We start from the raw sequence: 19,129 nt of genomic DNA on the forward strand, positions 1-19,129 counted from the left end.
GCCAGATGCCCGAGTCCGCCGCGCGCCCACCGCGCCGCGTCGCGTCCGTGATCCGACTTCGCCCCGAACAGGAGGAGAACTACCGGGAGTTGCACCGCAACGTTCCCCGGCCGGTGCTGGCCACCCTCTCCCGCGCCCACATCACCAACTACTCCATCTTCCTGCGCGACCACACCCTGTTCTCCTACTACGAGTACACCGGCGACGACTACGAGGCCGACATGGCCGCCATCGCCGACGACCCCGACACCCGGCGCTGGTGGATGCTCACCGACCCCTGCCAGCAGCCCCTGGACACGGCGGGCCCCGGGGAGCGCTGGGCCGACGGCGAAGAGGTCTTCCACCTGGACTGACCAGCACCCGCCGAGCCCGGCCCCCGGCGCCCGCCGTACCGCCCCCGCCCCCGCACACCCCTGAGCACGAAGGAACCCCGCCATGCCGCACACCGCCCCCTCCCAGGCCCCCGAACTCGACGGCCTCGCCGCCCTGGTGACCGGCGGGGCCTCGGGCATCGGACTCGCCACCGCCCGGCTGCTCGCGGCCCGCGGCGCCCGGGTCGCGGTCCTCGACATCGCCCCCGACACCCTGCCGGAAGCCGACCGCGACACCCTCCTCGCGTTGCGGTGTGATGTGTCGGATGACGTTTCTGTGCGGGGTGCGGTGGGGGAGGTGGTGGAGCGTCTGGGGGGTGTGGATGTGGTGGTGAACAATGCGGGGATTGGTGCGCAGGGGACGGTGGTGGACAACGGTGATGCGGAGTGGCATCGGGTGCTGGATGTGAATGTGGTGGGGATGGTGCGGGTGGTGCGGGCGGTGTTGCCGTTTTTGCGGGTGTCGTCGTGTGCGTCGGTGGTGAATGTGTGTTCGGTTGCGGCGGTGGCGGGGTTGCCGCGGCGGGTGTTGTATTCGGCGAGCAAGGGTGCGGTGCTGGCGTTGACGCGGGCGATGGCGGCGGATCATGTGGGGGAGGGGGTGCGGGTGAACTGTGTGAATCCGGGGACGGCTGATACGCCGTGGATCGGGCGGCTGTTGGACTCGGCTGACGACCCAGTGGCGGAGCGGGCCGCGCTGGAGGCCCGGCAGCCGATGGGGCGGTTGGTGTCGGCGGAGGAGGTGGCGGCGGCGGTGGTGTATCTGGCGTCTCCGGCGGCGGCGTCGACGACGGGTACGGCGTTGGCGGTGGACGGCGGGATGGACGGCCTGCGCGTACGCCCCACCACCGACTGAACCCCCGCTTTCTGAAACGCGGTTCGCGCCGCCCACCGGGACGCAGTCCGCACCGCCCACCGAACCCCCTCGTCCCGGGGCGCAGTTCGTTTCGCCCGGCCGATCCCTCGCTCTCGGGGCGCGGTTCGCCCCCCCACCCGTACGACCTCCCCCCTCCTCCCCGACCCACCCCACCCATGCCCGAACGGAGAAGCACCGTATGACGACCGCACCAGGACCCGAGGCGTCGGCCGAGGGCGCCGTGCGCGGTGAGCGCGAGGGGCACGTCCTCCTGCTCACCCTGGACCGCCCCGCCAAGCTCAACGCCCTCACTCCCGCCATGACCGCCCAACTCGCCGACGCCGTACGGGAGGCCAACGCCGACGATGCGGTGCGCGCGGTGGTCGTCACCGGCGCAGGACGCGCCTTCTGCGCGGGCAGCGACATCGCGGGCCTCGACGGCTACGCCACCGCCTGGGAGTTCGGCGAGCGCACCGACTACGGCGACATCCTGCGCACCCTGAAGAAGCCCGCGGTCGCCGCCGTCAACGGCCACGCCCTCGGCGGCGGCCTGGAGCTGGCGCTGTCCTGCGACATCAGGCTCGCCGCGGTCGGCGCCACCTTCGCGGCGCCCGAGATCAAGCTCGGCTGGATCGGCGGCAGCGGCCAGTCCGCGCTGCTCGCACACAGCATCGGCGCGGGCAACGCCTCCTGGATGGTCCTCACCGGCGACCCCGTCGACACCGACACCGCCCTGGCCTGGGGCCTGGTGTCCAAGGTGACCGAGCCCGGCGCGCTCCTCGACGAGGCCCGCGACCTGGCCGCCCGTATCGCGGCCAGGGCACCGCTCGCCGCGCGGACCGCCAAGCGCACCCTGCGCGCCGCCCACACCATGGCGCTCGACGACGCCATCGCCCTCGAACGCCACCTCCAGACGGTGTGCTTCGCCACCGAGGACGCCGCCGAGGGCCGCGCGGCCTTCGCCGAGCGCCGCACCCCCGAGTTCAGGGGCCGGTGACCGCCATGGGAGTCCTCGACGGATACCGCGTCATCGACCTGTCCATCGCCATGGCGGGCCCGCTCGCCGCGATGCGCCTCGGCGACCTCGGCGCCGACGTCATCAAGGTGGAGCCCGTCAGCGGCGAGTGGCAGCGCCACGCCCCCGCGGGCGGCGCCACCGGCAACCGGGTCAACGCCTCCTTCCTGTCCCTCAACCGCAACAAGCGCAGCCTCGCCGTCGACCTCAAGTCCCCCGAGGGCCGCGAGATCGTCACCGCGCTGGTGCGCACGGGCGACGTCTTCGTCCAGAACTACCGCGCGGGCGTCGCCCAGCGCCTCGGCCTCGACTACGACAGCGTCCGCGCCCTCAACCCCGACATCGTGTACGTGTCCATATCCGGGTACGGCGAGGACGGCCCCTACGCGGCCCGCGCGGGCCAGGACCTGCTGCTTCAGGCCATGAGCGGCGCCATGGCCAACGTCGGCCGCGACGGCGACCCCCCGCAGCCCTCCGGCACCTACGCGGTCGACGCGATCACCGCCTACAGCGCCTTCGAGGCCGCCCTCGCCGGACTGCTGCACCGCGAACGCACCGGCGAGGCCCAGCACATCACCGTCAACATGCTGGACGCGGCCATCGCCGTACAGGCGCAGGAGATGTCCATCTACAGCGTCGGCCACGTCCCCCAGCACCGCGGCGCCGAGCCGCACGGCCACACCTACATCCGCGCCCCCTACGGCGCCTTCGCCACCGCCGACGGCTACCTCGCGCTCGCCATGCCGCCGCTCGCCACCCTCGGCGAACTCCTCGGCAGCCCCGAACTCGCCGCCATGGACGACCACACCGACGGCCACACCCACCGCGACAGGATCACCGCCATCGTTGCCGGGAAGCTGCCCACGAGGACCACCGCCGAGTGGCTTGCGCTGCTGGAGGAGAACGGCATCTGGGCGGCCCCCGTCTACTCCTACGCGGACGTGCTGGCCGACCCCCAGGTGCGCCACAACGGCTCCTTCGTCACCTACGAGCACCCCACCGAGGGCACCGTCACCACCCCCGGCTTCCCCTTCCGGCTCACCCGCACCCCCGCCGAGGTCACCAGGCCCGCACCGCTCACCGGCGAGCACACCCGCGACATCCTCGACGGCCTCGGCTACCCCAGGGAGCGGGTCGACGCGCTGCTCGCCCAGGGCAGGATCGCCGCCGAGACCCCCGGCGCCCCGGCCACCGGGGACGAGCCCGCGGCAGCCGCCTCATGACCGCCGCCCTCACCGGCATGACCTGGGACCACCCCCGCGGCCACCGCGTCCTCGACGCCCTCACCGAGCGCGACCGCGCCGCCCCGGCCGCCGGGTACGCGCCCGTCACCTGGCGTCGGCACTCCCTTGAGGACTTCGAGGCACGCCCGCTGCGCACCTTCTGCGACGAGGCCGACCTCGTCGTCCTCGACCACCCGGGCCTCGGCGAGGCCGTCGCCGACGGCTGCCTGCGGCCCCTCGACACCCTCTTCACCCCCGGTGAACTCGCCGCGCTCGCCGCCGAGTCGGCAGGACCCAGCTTCGCCAGCTACCACCACGAGGGCCGCCAGTGGGCGCTGCCCGTGGACGCCGCGACCCAGGTGTCGGTGGTACGCGCGGACGTGGCGCGGCGCCCCGGCACCTGGGCCGAGGCCCTGGCAGCCGCCCGCGAACTGCCCACCGCGCTCTGCCTCGGCGGGCCGCACGCCTTCCTGATGTTCGCGGCGGTGTGCACCGCACTCGGCGCACCCCCCTGCCAAACGCGCGACCGGGTGGTGGACCCCGCCGTGGGCGCCGCCGCCCTCGACCTGATGGCGGAGCTGCTGGACGCCGCGGACCCCGGTCTTTCCCTGCGCAACCCGATCGCGGTGCTCGACGCCATGGCGGCCCCCGGCGGCCCCGCGTACTGCCCCCTCGTCTACGGCTACGTCACCTACCAGGGCGCACTGCGCGCCTTCGACGCACCGCGCGGCGTCGGCGGGCGCGGCAGCGTACTCGGCGGCGTCGGCATGGCGGTCACCCGCTCCTGCACCGACCCCGACCAGGCCCGCGCCCATCTGCTGCGGCTGCTCGGCCCCGAGGTGCAGACCTCGCTCTACCCGGACCTCGGCGGCCAGGCATCGACCGCGGCGGCCTGGCGGGACCCGGTCGTCAACGCGGCCGCGCACGGCTTCTACCGGGACACCCAGGACACCCTGGACACCGCGTGGACCCGCCCGCGGTTCGCCGGCTTCGTCCCCTTCCAGCAGGGCGCCGCCGCCACCATCAGAGACGGGCTCGCCGAACGCACCACGCCCGCACGGGTGCTGGCGCGCCTCGACGCCGCCTTCCACGAGGCACACAGGACCGCACCGCACGCGGCGCACACGACGGGAGACTCGTCATGACAACAGCCGTGGTCACCGGGGCAGGCGGCTCCCTCGGCCGGGCCATCGCCACCCGGCTCGGCGCCGAGGGGCACACCGTCGTCGCCACCGACGTCGCCGCCGGACCCCTCGCCGACACCCTCGCGGCCCTGCGCGCCGCCGGGGTACGGGCCACCGCGCACCCGCTCGACCTCAGGGACCCCGACGGCATCGCCGCGCTCTACGCCGCGGTCGCCGAGGAGCACGGCGGCACCGGCATCCTGGTCAACAACGCCGCCGCCTACCCCGCCACCCCGTTCCTCGACGTGCCGCTCGCCGAGTACGACACCGTGCACGCCGTCAACCAGCGCGGCTACTGGCTCAACGCCCAGCACGCGGCACGCCAGATGAAGGCGTCCGGCGGCGGCGCCATCGTCAACATCGCCTCCATCACCATGCACGGCGGCTGGTCGGAACTCGCGGCCTACGTCGCCACCAAGGGCGCCGCCGCCTCCCTCACCAGGGCCCTCGCCAGGGAACTCGGCCCGTACGAGATCCGCGTCAACGCGGTGTCCCCCGGCGCGTTCCCCACCGCCGCCGAGGAGATCCACGCCGACCCGGAGGCGTACCGGGCGCACGTACTGGAGCAGCAGTCGCTGAAGCGGCGCGGCACCCCGGCGGAGCTGGCGGCCGCGGTCGCCTTCCTCTGCGGGGACGACGCCTCGTTCGTGACGGGGCAGACGCTGGAGGTCAACGGAGGATGGGTGATGGCATGAGGATCGACGGCGGCGACTACACACGGCGGCAGCTCGCCGAGCGCACGGGCGACCTCGCCGCGGTCGGCGGGGTGCGCGCGGTGACCCTGGACGACGGGGTCGAACGCGGCATCAGGGCCCTGGAGTTCCGCACCGGAGGGGGCCTGCGCTTCGAGGTGCTCGTGGACCGGGCGATGGACATCGGGGTGGCCGAGTTCGACGACCGCTCCGTCGGCTGGCGCTCCCCGACGGGCTTCCGCCACCCGGGGCTGCACGAGTACCACGACGAGAACGGCCTCTCCTGGCTGCGCAGCATGTCGGGGCTGGTCGTCACCGGCGGGCTCGACCACACCCTGTTCGGCGGCACCGTCGACGCCTCCGACTACCGCTACCCGCCCAAGGAGGGCGCCTGGCACGCGCTGCACGGCCGGGTCGCCAACATCCCCGCCAGGCTCACCGGCTACGGGGAGCGGTGGGACGGCGACACCTGTGTGCTGTGGGCCGAGGGCGAGGTACGGCAGGCGGCGGTCTTCGGCGAGCACCTGGTGCTGCGCCGCCGCGTCGAGGCCGACCTCGGCGGCACCGAGATCCGGCTGCACGACACGGTCCTCAACGCGGGCTTCGAGCGCACCCCGCACATGTTCCTCTACCACGTCAACGTCGGCTGGCCGCTGCTCGACGAGGGTGCCAGGGTGGCGACGGGGGCGGTGCGCACGGTGTGGGAGTCGGACAGCGTCCGCGAGCAGGGGCAGGGCCACGAGGTGATGCCCGCGCCGCTGCCCGGCTTCGTCGAGCAGGTCTACGAGCACGAGCTGCGGGCGGGCGACGACGGCCGCCACCGGGTGCGGGTCACCAACGGCCGCATCGCCCGCGGCCTCGAACTCGACTTCGACCCGGCCCAGTTCCCGCACTTCTTCCAGTGGCTCAACCTGCGCTCCGGCGACTACGCCCTCGGCCTCGAACCGTCCACCCACGCGGTCGGCGGCGACGCGGCGGCCCGCGCCGACGGCACGATGACCTGGCTGGAGCACGGCGAAGAGCGCCGCTACGACACGGTGTTCCGCTTCCTCAGGACCTGAGCGGCCCCGGGAACACCAGGCCCGGGGACGGCCGCCCCCGGGCCCCGCCGGTCAGCGGGGCAGACGCAGACCGGTGCAGCCGTGCCGCTCGGCCGCGCGCTCGGCGAAGGCACGCAGCGCGGATGTCAGGTACCCGGCCTTCGGGTCCGCGTACTCGGTGGCGTCGACGAGGAACAGCGCGCGTGCGGTGTGCCCGGGGCAGCGCGCGGTGGCCCAGGCGCGCGCCCGTTCACGCCCCGCGGGGGGACCGAAGTCCCCCTCCTCGTCGGGGCGGCTCCGCAACCGCTGCGCGTACACCCCGTAGTCGGCCTCGAAGGAGTACGCGACCGAGCTGAACGCCACGGTCCTGCCGAGTTCGCACCTCTCGACGGGCGCGGTGCCGCCCGCGTCGGTCTCCTTGAGCCAGCCGACCTCGCCGGTGTCCACGACCGGCTGTACGGGGATGCCGCGGCAGGTGCCGGTGGCGCTCTCGGGAGGCATCTCCCCGGCGGGACCGGGCACCCGCGGCACCTCCCCACCCGGCTTCGCCTCGCAGTGGCGGCGCTCGGCCGCCCGTACGGCGGTGGCGGTGACCAGCCGGGCGACCTGCCGGGCCCGGGCCTGTCCCGTGGTGTGCGATCCGTCGGAGGTCGCGGACACCACCACCGTGGAGTGCCGGTTGCCGCAGGGCAGCACGACGCCGGTGCTGTCCAGGTCGGTGTAGCCGCGCCAGCCGCCGCCGAGCGGCACCGGGAGGTGGTCGGAGCCGGCGGGCCCCAGCAGGGTCATGACACCGGCACCGCCCCCGGTGTTGGTGAAGCGGTCGGCGACGTCGCCGATGGCCAGGCGCAGGCCGGCCACCTCGCAGTCGTCCAGGACCGGTTCGCCGGGACCGCCGTCGTGGAAGTCGTGCCCCAGGCCGCCCTCGTCGTGGCCGGTGAGGACGGCGGACTCCGCCTCCGGTATGAGCCCCTGGCAGAAGTCCGCGAGGCGGGCCCGGTAGCGGTGGTCCCTCCCGGTGTCGCTGAACCGGTACCAGCCGAACGCGGCCACCGCCAGCACCACGAGCGGCAGCACCCCGTACAGACCGGCCCGCCGCACCCACCGCACCCGCATCCGCACCCCGTCCTCCGGCAGGCCGGGGATCCGGCTCCCGGCACCAGGCCCCTTTCGTACCTGTCACGAGAACCGCCGGTCAAGGCGGTTTCGCCGGGGCGGGGTCAGGAGTACGTGTGGTAGTAGATCAGCTCGCCCGACTCCCCTGGCGCCGAGTTCTGGCTCGGCACGAACAGGGTCACCAGGATCGCGTCGCGGCCGTCGGGCGCCTTGAGCGCGGTCACCGTGGGATTGGCGAACGCCAGGCTGCCGCCCGCGGTGCGGATGGCGGTGGTGTCCGCGTTGCCGGTGGCGTAGTCGTACACGAAGGTCCGCCAGGACCCGAAGTCGCCCTTGGTGTACTGGCCTTCGAAGAGCCCGTAGGTGTAGCCGCGGAAGGTGACGGCGTCCCGGTCGCCGATGTTGCCCTGGACGCCCCAGTAGAGCATGGCGTTGTCGACCTCGGGCTGAGGTGTGGCGCTCCACGACGAGAAGTCGGTGAGGGTGGCCCGCATCTGCCGGTCGACGTCGCAGTCCCGGTAGTAGTGGCCGCCGAGGTCGATCACCGAGTGGTCGATGTCGGGGGAGAGCTGGACGGAGTAGATGCTCGGGGTGCCCTCGGGGCACGTCGACAGGGTCTGCGGCGCGTCGAACTCGCGGGCGGGGGAGGCGGACAGCAGCGTGTCGCGCCCGGTGTAGTAGCGCAGCGCCACGTGGTTGCCGGGGTCCTGCTCCCAGGCGACGAGGAAGCCGCCGTCGGAGACCCGGGTGAGGGTGGGCTGCGAGGCGCCGGTGCCGAGGTCGGCGGCGAAGGTCCAGTTCAGCAGGTCGCTGGAGGTGGCGACCGAGGCGTGGAAGCGGCCGTCGTCCCTCATGGTGTGGTAGACGGCGAGATAGCCGCCGTCCCCGTCCTCGATGATCTTCGCGGCGTCCATGCCGTGGCCCGCGCTGTCGGTGGCGGCGTAGCGCGCGGTGGCCCCGGTGACGTCCTCCACCATGCCCCGCAGCTCCGCCCGCGGCCCGTCCGAGGGCGGCGGTTCCGCGGCGGCGCCCGGCGCGGTGGCGAGGCCCGCGGTGAGCAGCGCGAGCAGGGCGGCGACCAGGAACACGGTCCGCGGCCCGACGGCCGCCCGTCTTCCTGCGGGGCGGGGCGGGGCACCAGAACCCGACAGCACGATGGCGGTCCCTTCTGTGGGGGGCGAAACCGCACGGTCCGTGGGGGACGCTACCGCCGAACGCCGCCGGGGAACATGCCGCGTGCGGCTCCCGGGTCAGTGGTGGATCGGCAGCGGCGTGGTGTCGGCGAGCCGCCGCCCCGAGCCCCCCCAGTTGAGGGAGATCACCTCCGCCATGATCGCCACCGCGGTCTCCTCCGGCGTACGGGCGCCGAGGTCGAGGCCGATCGGCGAGGCGACCCGGGCGAGGTCGGCCTCGGGGACCCCCTCCTCGCGCAGCCGCCGCAGCCGGTCGTCGTGGGTGCGGCGGCTGCCCATGGCGCCGATGTAGCGCGCCGGGGTGCGCAGCGCCTCCTGGAGCAGCGGCACGTCGAACTTGGGGTCGTGGGTGAGCACACAGATCACGGTGTTCGCGTCGACCTGGGTGCCGGCGAGATAGCGGTGCGGCCAGTCCACGACGAGTTCGTCGGCGCCGGGGAAGCGGGCCTTGGTCGCGAAGACGGGCCGCGCGTCGCAGACCGTCACCCGGTAGCCGAGGAAGCGGCCGAGCCGCGCCACCGCGCCCGCGAAATCGATGGCGCCGAACACCAGCAGCCGCGGCGGCGGCGCGAAGGACTGCACGAAGACGCCCACGCCGTCGGCCCGCTGCTCGCCGTGCGGCCCGATGTGCACCACCGCGCTCGTGCCGCGGGCGAGCAGCCCGCGGGCGCGCTCGGCGACCGCCGCGTCGAGCCGGTCGTCGCCGAGGCTGCCGTGGGAGTCGTCGGGCGTGACGACCATGTCCCGCTCGGGCGGCGGGTCGCCCGAGACCAGCGACGCCACCGCGACGGGGCGAGTCTCCCGCAGCGCGTCGAGCACCCCCGCGAGATACGGGTGGTGCCCGCCGCCCGCCGGGCGCACGAAGACCTCGATGATGCCGCCGCAGGTGAGCCCCGCCTCGAACGCCGCGTCGTCGCTGACGCCGTACGTGGTCAGCGCGGGCACCCCGGACTCGATGACCTCACGGGCCAGTTCGTACACGGACGCCTCGACACAGCCGCCCGAGACGCTGCCCAGCGCCTCGCCGTCCTCCGAGACGGCCATCGCGGCGCCGGGGCCGCGCGGTGCCGACTTCCAGGTGCCCACGACGGTGGCGACGGCGAACCGGGCGCCGTCCGCGAGCCACCCGCCGATGCCGTCCGCGATGTCCCGCACGGTGCTCTCCTCTCGCCTCGCCCGAAACCGGCCGCCCATCCGCGGGCACGGCCCACGTGCCGGGCCGGCCCCACGGAAGCGGCCCACACCGGCGCGGCGCACCGGGTGCCGCAGCGACGCCCGCCGCAGAGCATGGGCAGCGGGCGCACCGCCGTCAACAGCGGGTTAAGCAGTCACTTATGCGCGCCCCCGGCGCCCCGCGGGGGACATAAGCGAGTGCTTAAGCGGCTGTTGACACCCCCGGCACCGAGGGCGCCCAATGGCGGCACGAACCGACCCCCAGGGAGTGCCCTCATGCAGGTTCCCGCTCCGTTCGAGTACGAGCGCGTGGGCAGCGTCGACCAGGCGATCGGCCTGCTGGAACGGCTCGGCGACAGCGCGAGGCTGGTCGCGGGCGGCCACAGCCTGCTGCCGATGATGAAGCTGCGCCTGGCCAACTTCGAGTATTTGATCGACATCAACGACCTCCACGACGAGCTGGGCAGTATCACCGTGGAGCCGGGCCGCATCCGCATCGGCGCCATGACCCGCCACCGCGAGCTGCTGGAGTCCGCCGAGCTGGCCGCCGCCCTCCCGATCTTCCGGGACGCCGAGCGGGTGATCGCCGATCCCGTGGTGCGCAACCGCGGCACCCTCGGCGGCTCGCTCTGCCAGGCCGACCCCTCGGAGGACCTGTCGGCGGTGTGCACCACGCTGGACGCGGAGTGCGTGATCCGCGGCTCGGGCGGCGAACGCGTCGTGTCCATGGCCGACTTCCACCGCGGCCCCTACGAGACCGCCGTCGAGGACGCCGAGATCCTCACCGAGGTCCGCTTCCCCGTGCTGCCCGGCTCGTCGAGCGCCTACGAGAAGGTGGAGCGGCGCGCCGGGGACTGGGCGGTGGTGTCGGCGGGCGCCGCGGTGCGCCTGGTGGACGGGGTGATCGCCTCGGCCAGGGTCGGGCTCGCCGCGGTGGGCCCCGGCACGGCGGGCATCGCGGGCGTCGACGAGGCGATGCGCGGCCAGGAGCCGTCCGAGGAGCTGTACGGGCGCGCGGGCGACATCGCCGCCGGGTCCTGCGACCCGGTCACCGACCGCCGCGGCAGCGCCGACTACAAGCGCCATCTGGCGAGGGAACTGACCGTCCGGGTGCTGCGCACCGCCGTCGCCAGGGCCACGGCGGCCCCCGGGAAGGGAGAGTGATCATGCAGGTGACGATGACCGTCAACGGTGAAGAGGTCACCAGGGACATCGAGGGCCGACTGCTGCTCGTCCACTTCCTGCGCGACCATCTGGCGCTCACCGGTACCCACTGGGGCTGCGACACCAGCAACTGCGGCACCTGTACGGTCTGGCTCGACGACGAGCCGGTCAAGTCGTGCACGGTGCTCGCGGCGATGGCGGGCGGCCACGACGTGCGCACCGTCGAGGGCCTGGAGCGGGACGGCGAACTCGACCCCGTACAGCGGGGGTTCATGGAGTGCCACGGCCTCCAGTGCGGCTTCTGCACCCCCGGGATGATGATGACGGCGCGGGCGCTGCTCGACCGCACCCCGCACCCGAGCGAGGCGGAGATCCGGGAGGCCATCTCGGGCCAGATCTGCCGCTGCACCGGCTACGCCACCATCGTGCGCTCCGTCCAGTGGGCCGCCGCCGAGGAGGCCGGCACCCGCCAGAGCGTCACCTCCGACGGCGCCCCCGGCGCCGCCACGACCGCGGGGAGCGCGTCATGACCACCGTCACCCCGGGCACCGGGCGCGTCGAGTTCGAGGACAACAACCACAAGCCGGTCGGGCACGGCCGGATGCTGCGCAAGGAGGACCCCAGGTTCGTGCGCGGCCGCGGCCGCTACGTCGACGACGTCCAGCTCCCCGGCATGCTGCACCTGGCGATCCTGCGCTCCCCGATGGCACACGCGAAGATCGTGTCCGTGGACACCAGCCTCGCCGAGGCCCACCCCAAGGTGCGCCTCGTCGTCACCGGCGCGATGCTCGCGGAGAAGAACCTCGCCTGGATGCCCACGCTGTCCAACGACGTCCAGGCCGTCCTCGCCACCGACAAGGTGCGCTTCCAGGGCCAGGAGGTCGCGTTCGTCGTCGCCGAGGACCGCTACTCCGCGCGCGACGCCCTCGAACTCATCGACGTCGAGTACGAGCAGCTCGACCCGGTCGTCGACGTGCGCACCGCGCTCGCCGAGGACGCCCCGGTGATCAGGGACGACCTCGAAGGCAAGACCGACAACCACTGCTTCGACTGGGAGACGGGTGACGCCGACGCCACCGAGGCCGTCTTCGCCCGCGCCGACGTGGTGGTCGAGCAGGACATCGTCTACCCCCGGGTGCACCCCGCGCCGATGGAGACCTGCGGCGCGGTCGCCGACTACGATGCCGTCGACGGCAAGCTGACCCTCTGGTCCACCACCCAGGCCCCGCACGCGCACCGCACCCTGTACGCGATCGTGGCGGGCCTGCCCGAGCACAAGATCCGGGTGATCTCCCCGGACATCGGCGGCGGCTTCGGCAACAAGGTGCCGATCTACCCCGGTTACGTGTGCGCGATCGTCGGCTCGCTGCTCGCCGGCAAGCCGGTGAAGTGGATGGAGGACCGCTCGGAGAACCTGATCAGCACCGGCTTCGCCCGCGACTACATCATGCGCGGCGAGATCGCCGCCACCTCCGAGGGCCGCATCCTCGCCATCCGCACCCATGTGCTCGCCGACCACGGCGCGTTCAACGGAACCGCCGCCCCGGTGAAGTACCCGGCCGGTTTCTTCGGGGTGTTCACCGGCAGCTACGACATCGAGGCCGCGTACTGCTCGATGACCGCCGTCTACACCAACAAGGCCCCAGGCGGCGTCGCGTACGCCTGCTCCTTCCGCATCACCGAGGCCGTGTACCTGGTCGAGCGGATCGTGGACTGCCTCGCCGACGAACTCGGCATGGACCCGGTCGCGTTGCGCTCGAAGAACTTCATCCGCCCCGAGCAGTTCCCGTACCGCACCAAGACCGGCTGGGTGTACGACTCGGGCAACTACCTGCCCACCATGGAGGTGGCGAAGGAGCTGGCCGGCTACGACAGGCTCCGCGCCGAGCAGGCCGAGAAGCGCGCACGCGGCGAACTCATGGGCATCGGGGTCTCGTTCTTCACCGAGGCGGTCGGCGCCGGGCCCCGCAAGGACATGGACATCCTCGGCCTCGGCATGGCCGACGGCTGCGAGCTGCGGGTCCACCCCACCGGCAAGGCGGTCGTACGGCTCTCCGTGCAGACCCAGGGGCAGGGCCACGAGACCACGTTCGCGCAGATCGTCGCCGAGGAGCTGGGCATCCCGCCGGACGACATCGACGTGGTGCACGGCGACACCGACCAGACCCCGTTCGGCCTCGGCACCTACGGCAGCCGCTCCACCCCGGTCTCCGGCGCCGCCGCGGCCCTGGTGGCCCGCAAGGTGCGCGACAAGGCGCGGCTGATCGCGTCCGGGATGCTGGAGGTCCCCGTCTCCGAACTGGAGTGGGCCAAGGGCGCGTTCCACGTCACCGGCGACCCCACCGCCGCCGTCACCATCCAGGACATCGCGATGAAGGCGCACGGCGCGGGCGACCTGCCCGAGGGCATCGAGGGCGGCCTCGAAGCGCAGATCTGCTACAACCCGGAGAACCTGACCTACCCGCACGGCGCGTACATCTGCGTGGTGGACGTCGACCCGGGCACCGCCGTCGTCAAGGTGCGCAGGTTCGTCGCGGTCGACGACTGCGGCACCCGCATCAACCCGATGATCATCGAGGGGCAGGTGCACGGCGGCCTCACCGACGGCGTCGGAATGGCCCTGATGGAGATGATCTCGTTCGACGAGGACGGCAACTGCCTCGGCGGCTCCCTCATGGACTACCTCATCCCGACCGCGCTCGAAGTCCCCGACTGGGAGACCGGGTTCACCGTGACCCCGTCCCCGCACCACCCCATCGGCGCCAAGGGCGTCGGAGAGTCCGCCACCGTCGGCTCGCCGCCCGCCGTGGTCAACGCGGTGGTGGACGCCCTGAAGCCGTTCGGCGTGCGCCACGCCGACATGCCGCTCACCCCCTCCCGGGTGTGGGAGGCCATGCAGGGCACACCCACCCCGCCGGTATGACACGCCGGGGCGGCAGGTGACAGATCGTGCGGCAATGTGAGGCAAGGAGGCGGCCGTGTCCGTACTGGCATCGCCCGTGACACCCGCGGGCACCGTGGGGGAGCGGGTGCGTGAACTGCGCACCCGGCGGGTGCCGTTCGTGCACGCCACGGTGGTGCGCGCCCAGGTCCCGTCCTCCGCGCACCCCGGGGACGAGGCCATCGTCCTCGCGGACGGCTCCATCGACGGCTTCGTCGGCGGGGTGTGCGCCGAGGGCTCGGTGCGCACCGCCGCCCTCGGCACCCTCGCGGACGGCGGCCCGCTGCTGCTGCGGGTGCTGCCCGAGGGCGAGCGCGACTTCCCCCGCGCACCGGGCGCCGAGGTGGTCGTCAACCCCTGCCTCTCCGGCGGCGCCCTGGAGATCTTCCTGCGCCCCGTGCTGCCGCCGCCGCTGGTGGAGGTCGTCGGCAGCACCCCGATCGCGGCCGCCGTCGAGGCGGTGGCAGAACTCCTCGGCTACACCGTCTCGCGCACGCTGCCAATGCCGCCGCCGGGCGACACGGCCGCCGTGGTGATCGCCGCGCACGGCCGCGACGAGGAGGCGGCGCTGCGTGCCGCGCTCGACGCGGGCGTGCCCCATGTGGCGCTGGTCGCGAGCCGTACCCGCGGCGGCGCCGTCCTCGAAGGGCTCAGCCTGACGGACGCCGAGCGCGCCCGTGTCCACACCCCCGCGGGCTTCGACATCGGCGCCCGCACCGCCCCCGAGGTCGCCCTGTCGATCATGGCCGAGGTGGTGGCCGCCGTACGCGCCACACCCCCGCCCCCGCCGGACGACGCACCGCCCGCCCCCGTCCAGGCCGTCGACCCGGTCTGCGGTATGACGGTCACCGTCGTCGACGGCACACCACGGCTGACGGACCCGGAAGGCGGCGAGGTCTACTTCTGCTCCCCGCACTGCCGCGACCGGCACGCCGAGCGGCTGGGGGCCTGAGGGTGCCGGTACCCGACTCCACCGGGCCCGCCGGGTTCACCGGCGCCGACGACGTGCGGCGCCGCCTCGCCGCCGCGGGCCACCTCGTCGACGACGGCCTGGCGACCGCGCTCCACCTGGCCACCGTGCTGGGCAGGCCGCTGCTCGTCGAGGGCGAGCCCGGGGTGGGCAAGACGAGCTGCGCCCTCGCCGTCGCCGCCGCCCTCGGCACGCCGCTGATCAGGCTCCAGTGCTACGAGGGCCTGACCGCGGGCGAGGCCCTGTACGAGTGGAACTACCAGCGCCAACTGCTCGCGGTGCGGCTCGCGGAGGCACGCGGCGGCGCGCTCGGCGAGGCCGATCTGTTCACCGCCGAGTTCCTGCACGAGCGGCCCCTGCTGAAGGCGCTGCGCCACCCGGGGCCCGTACCGCCCGTCCTGCTGATCGACGAGATCGACCGCGCCGACGACGAGTTCGAGGCGCTGCTCTTCGAGTTCCTGGGCGAGCACGCGATCACGGTGCCCGAGGTGGGCACCTTCGCCGCCGAGCGGCCCCCGTTCGTCGTGCTGACGTCCAACCGCAGCAGGGAGCTGCACGACGCGCTGCGGCGCCGCTGCCTCTACCACTGGATCGACTTCCCCGCGCCCGAGCGCGCCGCGGAGATCCTGCGCCACGCGGTGCCGGGCGCCGCGGAGCCGCTGATCGCCTCGGCCACCGCGTTCGTCGGCCGGGTCAGGGCGCTCGACCTGGACAAGCCGCCCGGCATGGCGGAGGCCATCGACTGGCTGGCCGCGCTGACCGCCCTCGGGGTGACCCGGCTGGTACGGGCGGACCTGCTGCGCACGCTGAGCACCCTCGCCAAGAGCCCCGACGACCGCACGGCCGTCCTGGCCGCGTTCGGCGCGGGCGCCCCCGGCGGGCGCGGCGAGGCCCACGAAGAGGAAGCGAGTGAAGCATGAAGATCGACAACGCGTTCGTCGTCGGGGTCCCGGTGGAGCGGGCGTGGGAGGCGCTGACCGACCTGGAGGGCCTTGCCCCGTGTCTGCCGGGCGCCCAGCTCACGGGCATCGAGGGCGACGTCTACCAGGGCAAGGTCAAGGTGAAGGTCGGCCCGGTCGTCAGCCAGTTCGCGGGGACCGCCCAGTTCGTGGAGTCGGACCCCGAGGCACGGCGCGCGGTCGTCAGGGCGAAGGGCAGGGACGCGCGCGGCGGCGGCAACGCCTCGGCGCTGATCGACATGCGGCTGGCGCCGGACGGCGACGGCACCGCGGTCACCGTGGCGACGGACCTCAACATCACGGGGAAGCTCGCCCAGTTCGGCAGCGGCATGATCAAGGAGATCTCGCAGAAGCTGCTCGGCCAGTTCGTCGCCAACCTGGAGGAGAAGCTGCACGCCCCGGCCGCCGAGGCGCCCGCGCAGACCGCGGAGCCGGGAGCGGCGCCCGCGGGGTCCGGGGAGGCGGCGGGCACCGCGCCCGCGGGGACACCGGAGACCACCCCGCGCCCCGCGCCCGCGGGGGCGTCGGCCCCCGACGCGGCGCACACCGCAGGCACCACCACGACCGGCACCCTCACCGAGACGTCGCCGGAGCGCCCCGAGCCCCGGCCGGAGCCCGCGGCGGCCGCGGCGCCGCCCGTCGAGCGGCCCACGCCACCGGCCCCCGTACCCCACGAGGCCACCGCCGAGGAGCCGCCCGCCGTCGGCGCACCTGAGGCCGCCCCCGAACCGGCCGCCGCGGCACCCGCCGCGTCGGGCACCGCCAGCACGTCAAGCGCCCCGAGCACGTCAAGCACCCCGCGCACCCCGGCCGCCGCGGAGGAGCCCGAGGCGTTGGACCTGATGAGCCTCGCGGGCGGCTCGGTGTACAAGCGGGTGATACCGGCGGCCGTGGTGGTGCTGATCGTGATCGCGGTGGTCGTGTACTTCCTCGTCAGGTGAACGGCGCGGACGGCCGCGCCGCGCCGCTGCTGCCCGCCGTGGACCGGGCCGCCTTCGCCGCGGCCCTCGTGGACCGGCTGCGTACGCGCGGCGTGCGCACCGGGCCCGCCGAGGCGGCCGACCTGGTACGGGCGCTTGCCGCCGGGTGCGCGGCGGACCGCACCGGGCTGTACTGGACGGCCCGTATCTGCCTGGTGCGCCACCACGACGACCTGCCCGCCTTCGAGGAGGTCTTCGCGGCCGTCTTCGGCGACGCGGTGCTCGGGCTCGACCCGCACGCACGGCGCTCCGCCCCCGGCAGTGCCGCCAGGGGCCGGGACCGCCCCGCCAGGATGCCGCCCGGCGCCCCGGTGGACGCGCCGGGGCGGGACGGTCTGCCCTGGGTGACACGCCCGGCGGCGGTGGCCGCCGCAGAGACCGCGGGGGAGCATGCGCGCGGCGTGCCCGAGCGGCTGCCCAGCGCGCTCGCCGGACTGCTCGACACCCCCTTCGAACAGCTCGAACCCCCGGACGCCGCCGCGCTCGGCGCCCGCCTCGAAGCCGCCCTGCGGGTATGGCCGACACGCCGCTCACGCCGTCTCGCGCCCCGCAAGGACGGCGCGCGGCTGCTGCCGAGGGCGACACTGGCCCGCGCCAGGCGCACCGGTTTCGAGATGGTGCGCCCGGTGTACGCGGGCCCGGTGCCGAGGCCGCGCCGGGTGGTGATGCTCTGCGACGTCAGCCGCTCCATGCAGCCGTACGCCGTGGCCTATCTGCACGTCATGCGGGCGCTGGCGGTGGCGGCGCCCGGCGCCGAGGTGTTCGCCTTCGCCACCGCGCCGACCCGGCTGACCGCCGTGCTCGGCCACCGCTCGGCGACGGCGGCGGTGGCAGGCGCCTCGGAGCAGGTCGCCGACCGCTTCGGCGGCACCAGGATCGCCGGCTGCCTGCGGGAGGTGCTGGCCTCACACCACGGCGGCCTGCTGCGCGGCGCCGTCGTCATCGTCGGCTCCGACGGCTGGGACGCCGACCCGCCGGAGCGGCTCGGCGCCGCGGCGGCCAGGCTGCGGCGCCGCGCGCACCGCGTCATCTGGCTCAACCCCCGTGCGGACGCGCCCGGTTATGTGCCGGGCACCGCGGCGATGCGGGCCGCGCTGCCCCATGTCGACGCGCTGCTGCCGGGCGGCACCTTCACGTCCCTGCTGCGGGCGGTGGACGAGATCAGGGCCGCGTCCTGGGGAGCGCGGCGCCCCCCTGCGCCCGCCGGGCGGTGAGGGACGGCACGCGCGTCAGCTCCAGAGCGTGACGTGGATCGCGGGCTTGAACCGGCCCGCGGTGACCCCGGCGCCGCGCAGCATGGCCTGGGTGGCCCGCGGTGTGGTGACGAAACGGGCCAGCTCGGCCGCGGGGGGCGGCGCGTCGCGGTCCCGCAGGGTGAAGACGTTCCACGACCCGCGCGCCGGCAGCGAGGGCCCGGTGACCTGGGCGAGCACCCCGGCCGCGAGGTCCTTGGAGACGGCGAACGCGACACTGAGGGCGATCCCCCTGCCGTGCTTGGCCTCCTCGACGGCCGCGGCGTGGCTCTGGAAGATCTGCTGGTTCGACTCGGGCACCCCGAGGCGCCGCAGCACCGTCGGCACCATGCCGAGCCTGCCCACCGCCGAGGGCCCCAGCAGCCAGGTCTGGCCCCGCAGTTCGGCCTGTCCGACCCTGCCGCCCGCGAGCGGGTGCCCGGCCGCGACCACCGCCACCATCTGGTAGTTGAGGAACGGGGTGCAGCTCAGCGAGGAGTCGAGGGTGGCGGGCGGCGGCCCGAGCGCGACATCGACGGCCCGCGAGGACAGTTGGGCCGCGAAGTCCTGCGGATTGAGCACGCTCAGCTCCACGTCGAGGTCGTCGGCGCGCCCCGCGAACAGCTCGATGAGCCCGGGGGCCGCGTACTCGGCGAAGAGGCTTGACGCCGCCATCCGCAGCAGTCGGCGCCCCGACGCCGCCTGGCTGACCTCCAGGATGGTACGGCTCTGCAACCCCAGCAGCTCGGCGGCCCTGCTGGCGAGCCGCAGCCCGCCCGGGGTGAACGCGAGACCGCTCGCGGTCCTGGCGAAGAGCCGGTCCCCGAGTTCCTTGCGCAGATGGGCGATGTGCAGCGAGATGGCGGGCTCGGTCACGTCGAGGTCCGCGGCGGCGGCCTTCAGCGACCCGCCCCGTACCGTCGCCAGGTACGCCCGTAGTTGTGTCGGCGTCAGCTTGCGCCTCCGTTTGCCCAGATGAGCGGTCTTCTGACCAGCACGCTATCCCAACGGCGACGGGAG

18 protein-coding genes are annotated in these 19,129 nt (G+C 74.2%); 14 read left to right on the plus strand and 4 right to left on the minus strand.

Going from position 1 to position 19,129, the window contains the following annotated elements; genetic code table 11:
* Positions 1 to 5 precede the first annotated feature (5 nt).
* The 7 genes from ACIBIW_RS32115 to ACIBIW_RS32145 all read left to right on the plus strand — a co-directional run bounded on the left by ACIBIW_RS32115 (position 6) and on the right by ACIBIW_RS32145 (position 6,402).
* The gene (locus ACIBIW_RS32115; protein ID WP_399341268.1) at positions 6 to 353 is read left to right on the plus strand and encodes an L-rhamnose mutarotase; all 348 of its coding nucleotides are present in this window, start codon (positions 6 to 8) and stop codon (positions 351 to 353) included.
* An 82-nt stretch (positions 354 to 435) separates the two neighbouring features.
* Positions 436 to 1,227: an SDR family NAD(P)-dependent oxidoreductase gene (locus ACIBIW_RS32120; protein WP_399341270.1), complete on the plus strand. Its 792-nt coding sequence runs from the start codon at positions 436 to 438 to the stop codon at positions 1,225 to 1,227.
* A 199-nt stretch (positions 1,228 to 1,426) separates the two neighbouring features.
* Positions 1,427 to 2,224, plus strand: coding sequence for an enoyl-CoA hydratase/isomerase family protein (locus tag ACIBIW_RS32125; RefSeq protein WP_399341272.1), 798 nt, complete (start codon positions 1,427 to 1,429; stop codon positions 2,222 to 2,224).
* A gap of 5 nt (positions 2,225 to 2,229) precedes the next feature.
* Positions 2,230 to 3,465 (plus strand): CaiB/BaiF CoA transferase family protein, encoded by a 1,236-nt coding sequence (locus tag ACIBIW_RS32130; RefSeq protein ID WP_399341338.1) that lies wholly within the window; start codon positions 2,230 to 2,232, stop codon positions 3,463 to 3,465.
* Positions 3,462 to 4,610, plus strand: coding sequence for a carbohydrate ABC transporter substrate-binding protein (locus tag ACIBIW_RS32135; RefSeq protein ID WP_399341273.1), 1,149 nt, complete (start codon positions 3,462 to 3,464; stop codon positions 4,608 to 4,610). The genes ACIBIW_RS32130 and ACIBIW_RS32135 overlap by 4 nt, the downstream gene beginning before the upstream one ends.
* Complete coding sequence (locus tag ACIBIW_RS32140) at positions 4,607 to 5,344, plus strand: SDR family NAD(P)-dependent oxidoreductase (protein ID WP_399341275.1); 738 nt, start codon at positions 4,607 to 4,609, stop codon at positions 5,342 to 5,344. Before ACIBIW_RS32135 ends, ACIBIW_RS32140 begins: the two co-directional genes overlap by 4 nt.
* Positions 5,341 to 6,402 (plus strand): aldose 1-epimerase family protein, encoded by a 1,062-nt coding sequence (locus ACIBIW_RS32145; RefSeq protein ID WP_399341277.1) that lies wholly within the window; start codon positions 5,341 to 5,343, stop codon positions 6,400 to 6,402. Before ACIBIW_RS32140 ends, ACIBIW_RS32145 begins: the two co-directional genes overlap by 4 nt.
* A gap of 51 nt (positions 6,403 to 6,453) precedes the next feature.
* Here the strand turns inward: ACIBIW_RS32145 and ACIBIW_RS32150 are convergent, their stop codons facing one another.
* The 3 genes from ACIBIW_RS32150 to ACIBIW_RS32160 all read right to left on the minus strand — a co-directional run bounded on the left by ACIBIW_RS32150 (position 6,454) and on the right by ACIBIW_RS32160 (position 9,845).
* Complete coding sequence (locus tag ACIBIW_RS32150; protein ID WP_399341279.1) at positions 6,454 to 7,497, minus strand: hypothetical protein; 1,044 nt, start codon at positions 7,495 to 7,497, stop codon at positions 6,454 to 6,456.
* Positions 7,498 to 7,601: 104 nt separating this feature from the next.
* Positions 7,602 to 8,651, minus strand: a complete 1,050-nt coding sequence (locus tag ACIBIW_RS32155) for a hypothetical protein (RefSeq protein WP_399341280.1) — start codon at positions 8,649 to 8,651, stop codon at positions 7,602 to 7,604.
* 96 nt (positions 8,652 to 8,747) lie between these two features.
* Positions 8,748 to 9,845: an XdhC family protein gene (locus ACIBIW_RS32160; protein ID WP_399341283.1), complete on the minus strand. Its 1,098-nt coding sequence runs from the start codon at positions 9,843 to 9,845 to the stop codon at positions 8,748 to 8,750.
* A gap of 294 nt (positions 9,846 to 10,139) precedes the next feature.
* Here ACIBIW_RS32160 and ACIBIW_RS32165 point away from each other — a divergent pair, with 294 nt between their 5' ends.
* Genes ACIBIW_RS32165 through ACIBIW_RS32195 form a run of 7 tightly spaced genes read left to right on the plus strand, consistent with a single transcriptional unit; the run spans position 10,140 to position 18,091 of the window.
* Entirely contained in the window at positions 10,140 to 11,027 is an 888-nt protein-coding gene (locus ACIBIW_RS32165) for an FAD binding domain-containing protein (protein ID WP_399341284.1), read from the plus strand.
* Between the two features lie 2 nt (positions 11,028 to 11,029).
* Complete coding sequence (locus tag ACIBIW_RS32170) at positions 11,030 to 11,557, plus strand: (2Fe-2S)-binding protein (protein WP_399341287.1); 528 nt, start codon at positions 11,030 to 11,032, stop codon at positions 11,555 to 11,557.
* Complete coding sequence (locus tag ACIBIW_RS32175) at positions 11,554 to 13,950, plus strand: aerobic carbon-monoxide dehydrogenase large subunit (RefSeq protein ID WP_399341289.1); 2,397 nt, start codon at positions 11,554 to 11,556, stop codon at positions 13,948 to 13,950. The genes ACIBIW_RS32170 and ACIBIW_RS32175 overlap by 4 nt, the downstream gene beginning before the upstream one ends.
* A gap of 55 nt (positions 13,951 to 14,005) precedes the next feature.
* The gene (locus ACIBIW_RS32180; protein ID WP_399341290.1) at positions 14,006 to 14,920 is read left to right on the plus strand and encodes an XdhC family protein; all 915 of its coding nucleotides are present in this window, start codon (positions 14,006 to 14,008) and stop codon (positions 14,918 to 14,920) included.
* A gap of 2 nt (positions 14,921 to 14,922) precedes the next feature.
* Complete coding sequence (locus tag ACIBIW_RS32185; RefSeq protein WP_399341292.1) at positions 14,923 to 15,858, plus strand: AAA family ATPase; 936 nt, start codon at positions 14,923 to 14,925, stop codon at positions 15,856 to 15,858.
* Positions 15,855 to 16,838, plus strand: a complete 984-nt coding sequence (locus ACIBIW_RS32190; RefSeq protein WP_399341293.1) for an SRPBCC domain-containing protein — start codon at positions 15,855 to 15,857, stop codon at positions 16,836 to 16,838. The genes ACIBIW_RS32185 and ACIBIW_RS32190 overlap by 4 nt, the downstream gene beginning before the upstream one ends.
* Positions 16,835 to 18,091 carry a VWA domain-containing protein gene (locus tag ACIBIW_RS32195; RefSeq protein ID WP_399341296.1) on the plus strand — a complete coding sequence of 419 codons (1,257 nt, stop codon included), beginning with the start codon at positions 16,835 to 16,837 and terminating at the stop codon, positions 18,089 to 18,091. The genes ACIBIW_RS32190 and ACIBIW_RS32195 overlap by 4 nt, the downstream gene beginning before the upstream one ends.
* 15 nt (positions 18,092 to 18,106) lie before the next feature.
* Here ACIBIW_RS32195 and ACIBIW_RS32200 read toward each other — a convergent pair whose 3' ends face one another.
* Positions 18,107 to 19,084, minus strand: a complete 978-nt coding sequence (locus tag ACIBIW_RS32200; protein WP_399341340.1) for a LysR family transcriptional regulator — start codon at positions 19,082 to 19,084, stop codon at positions 18,107 to 18,109.
* Positions 19,085 to 19,129: the final 45 nt, after the last annotated feature.

The sequence above is a fragment of the Streptomyces sp. NPDC050560 genome (assembly GCF_044457285.1).
Taxonomy (GTDB): Bacteria; Actinomycetota; Actinomycetes; order Streptomycetales; family Streptomycetaceae; genus Streptomyces.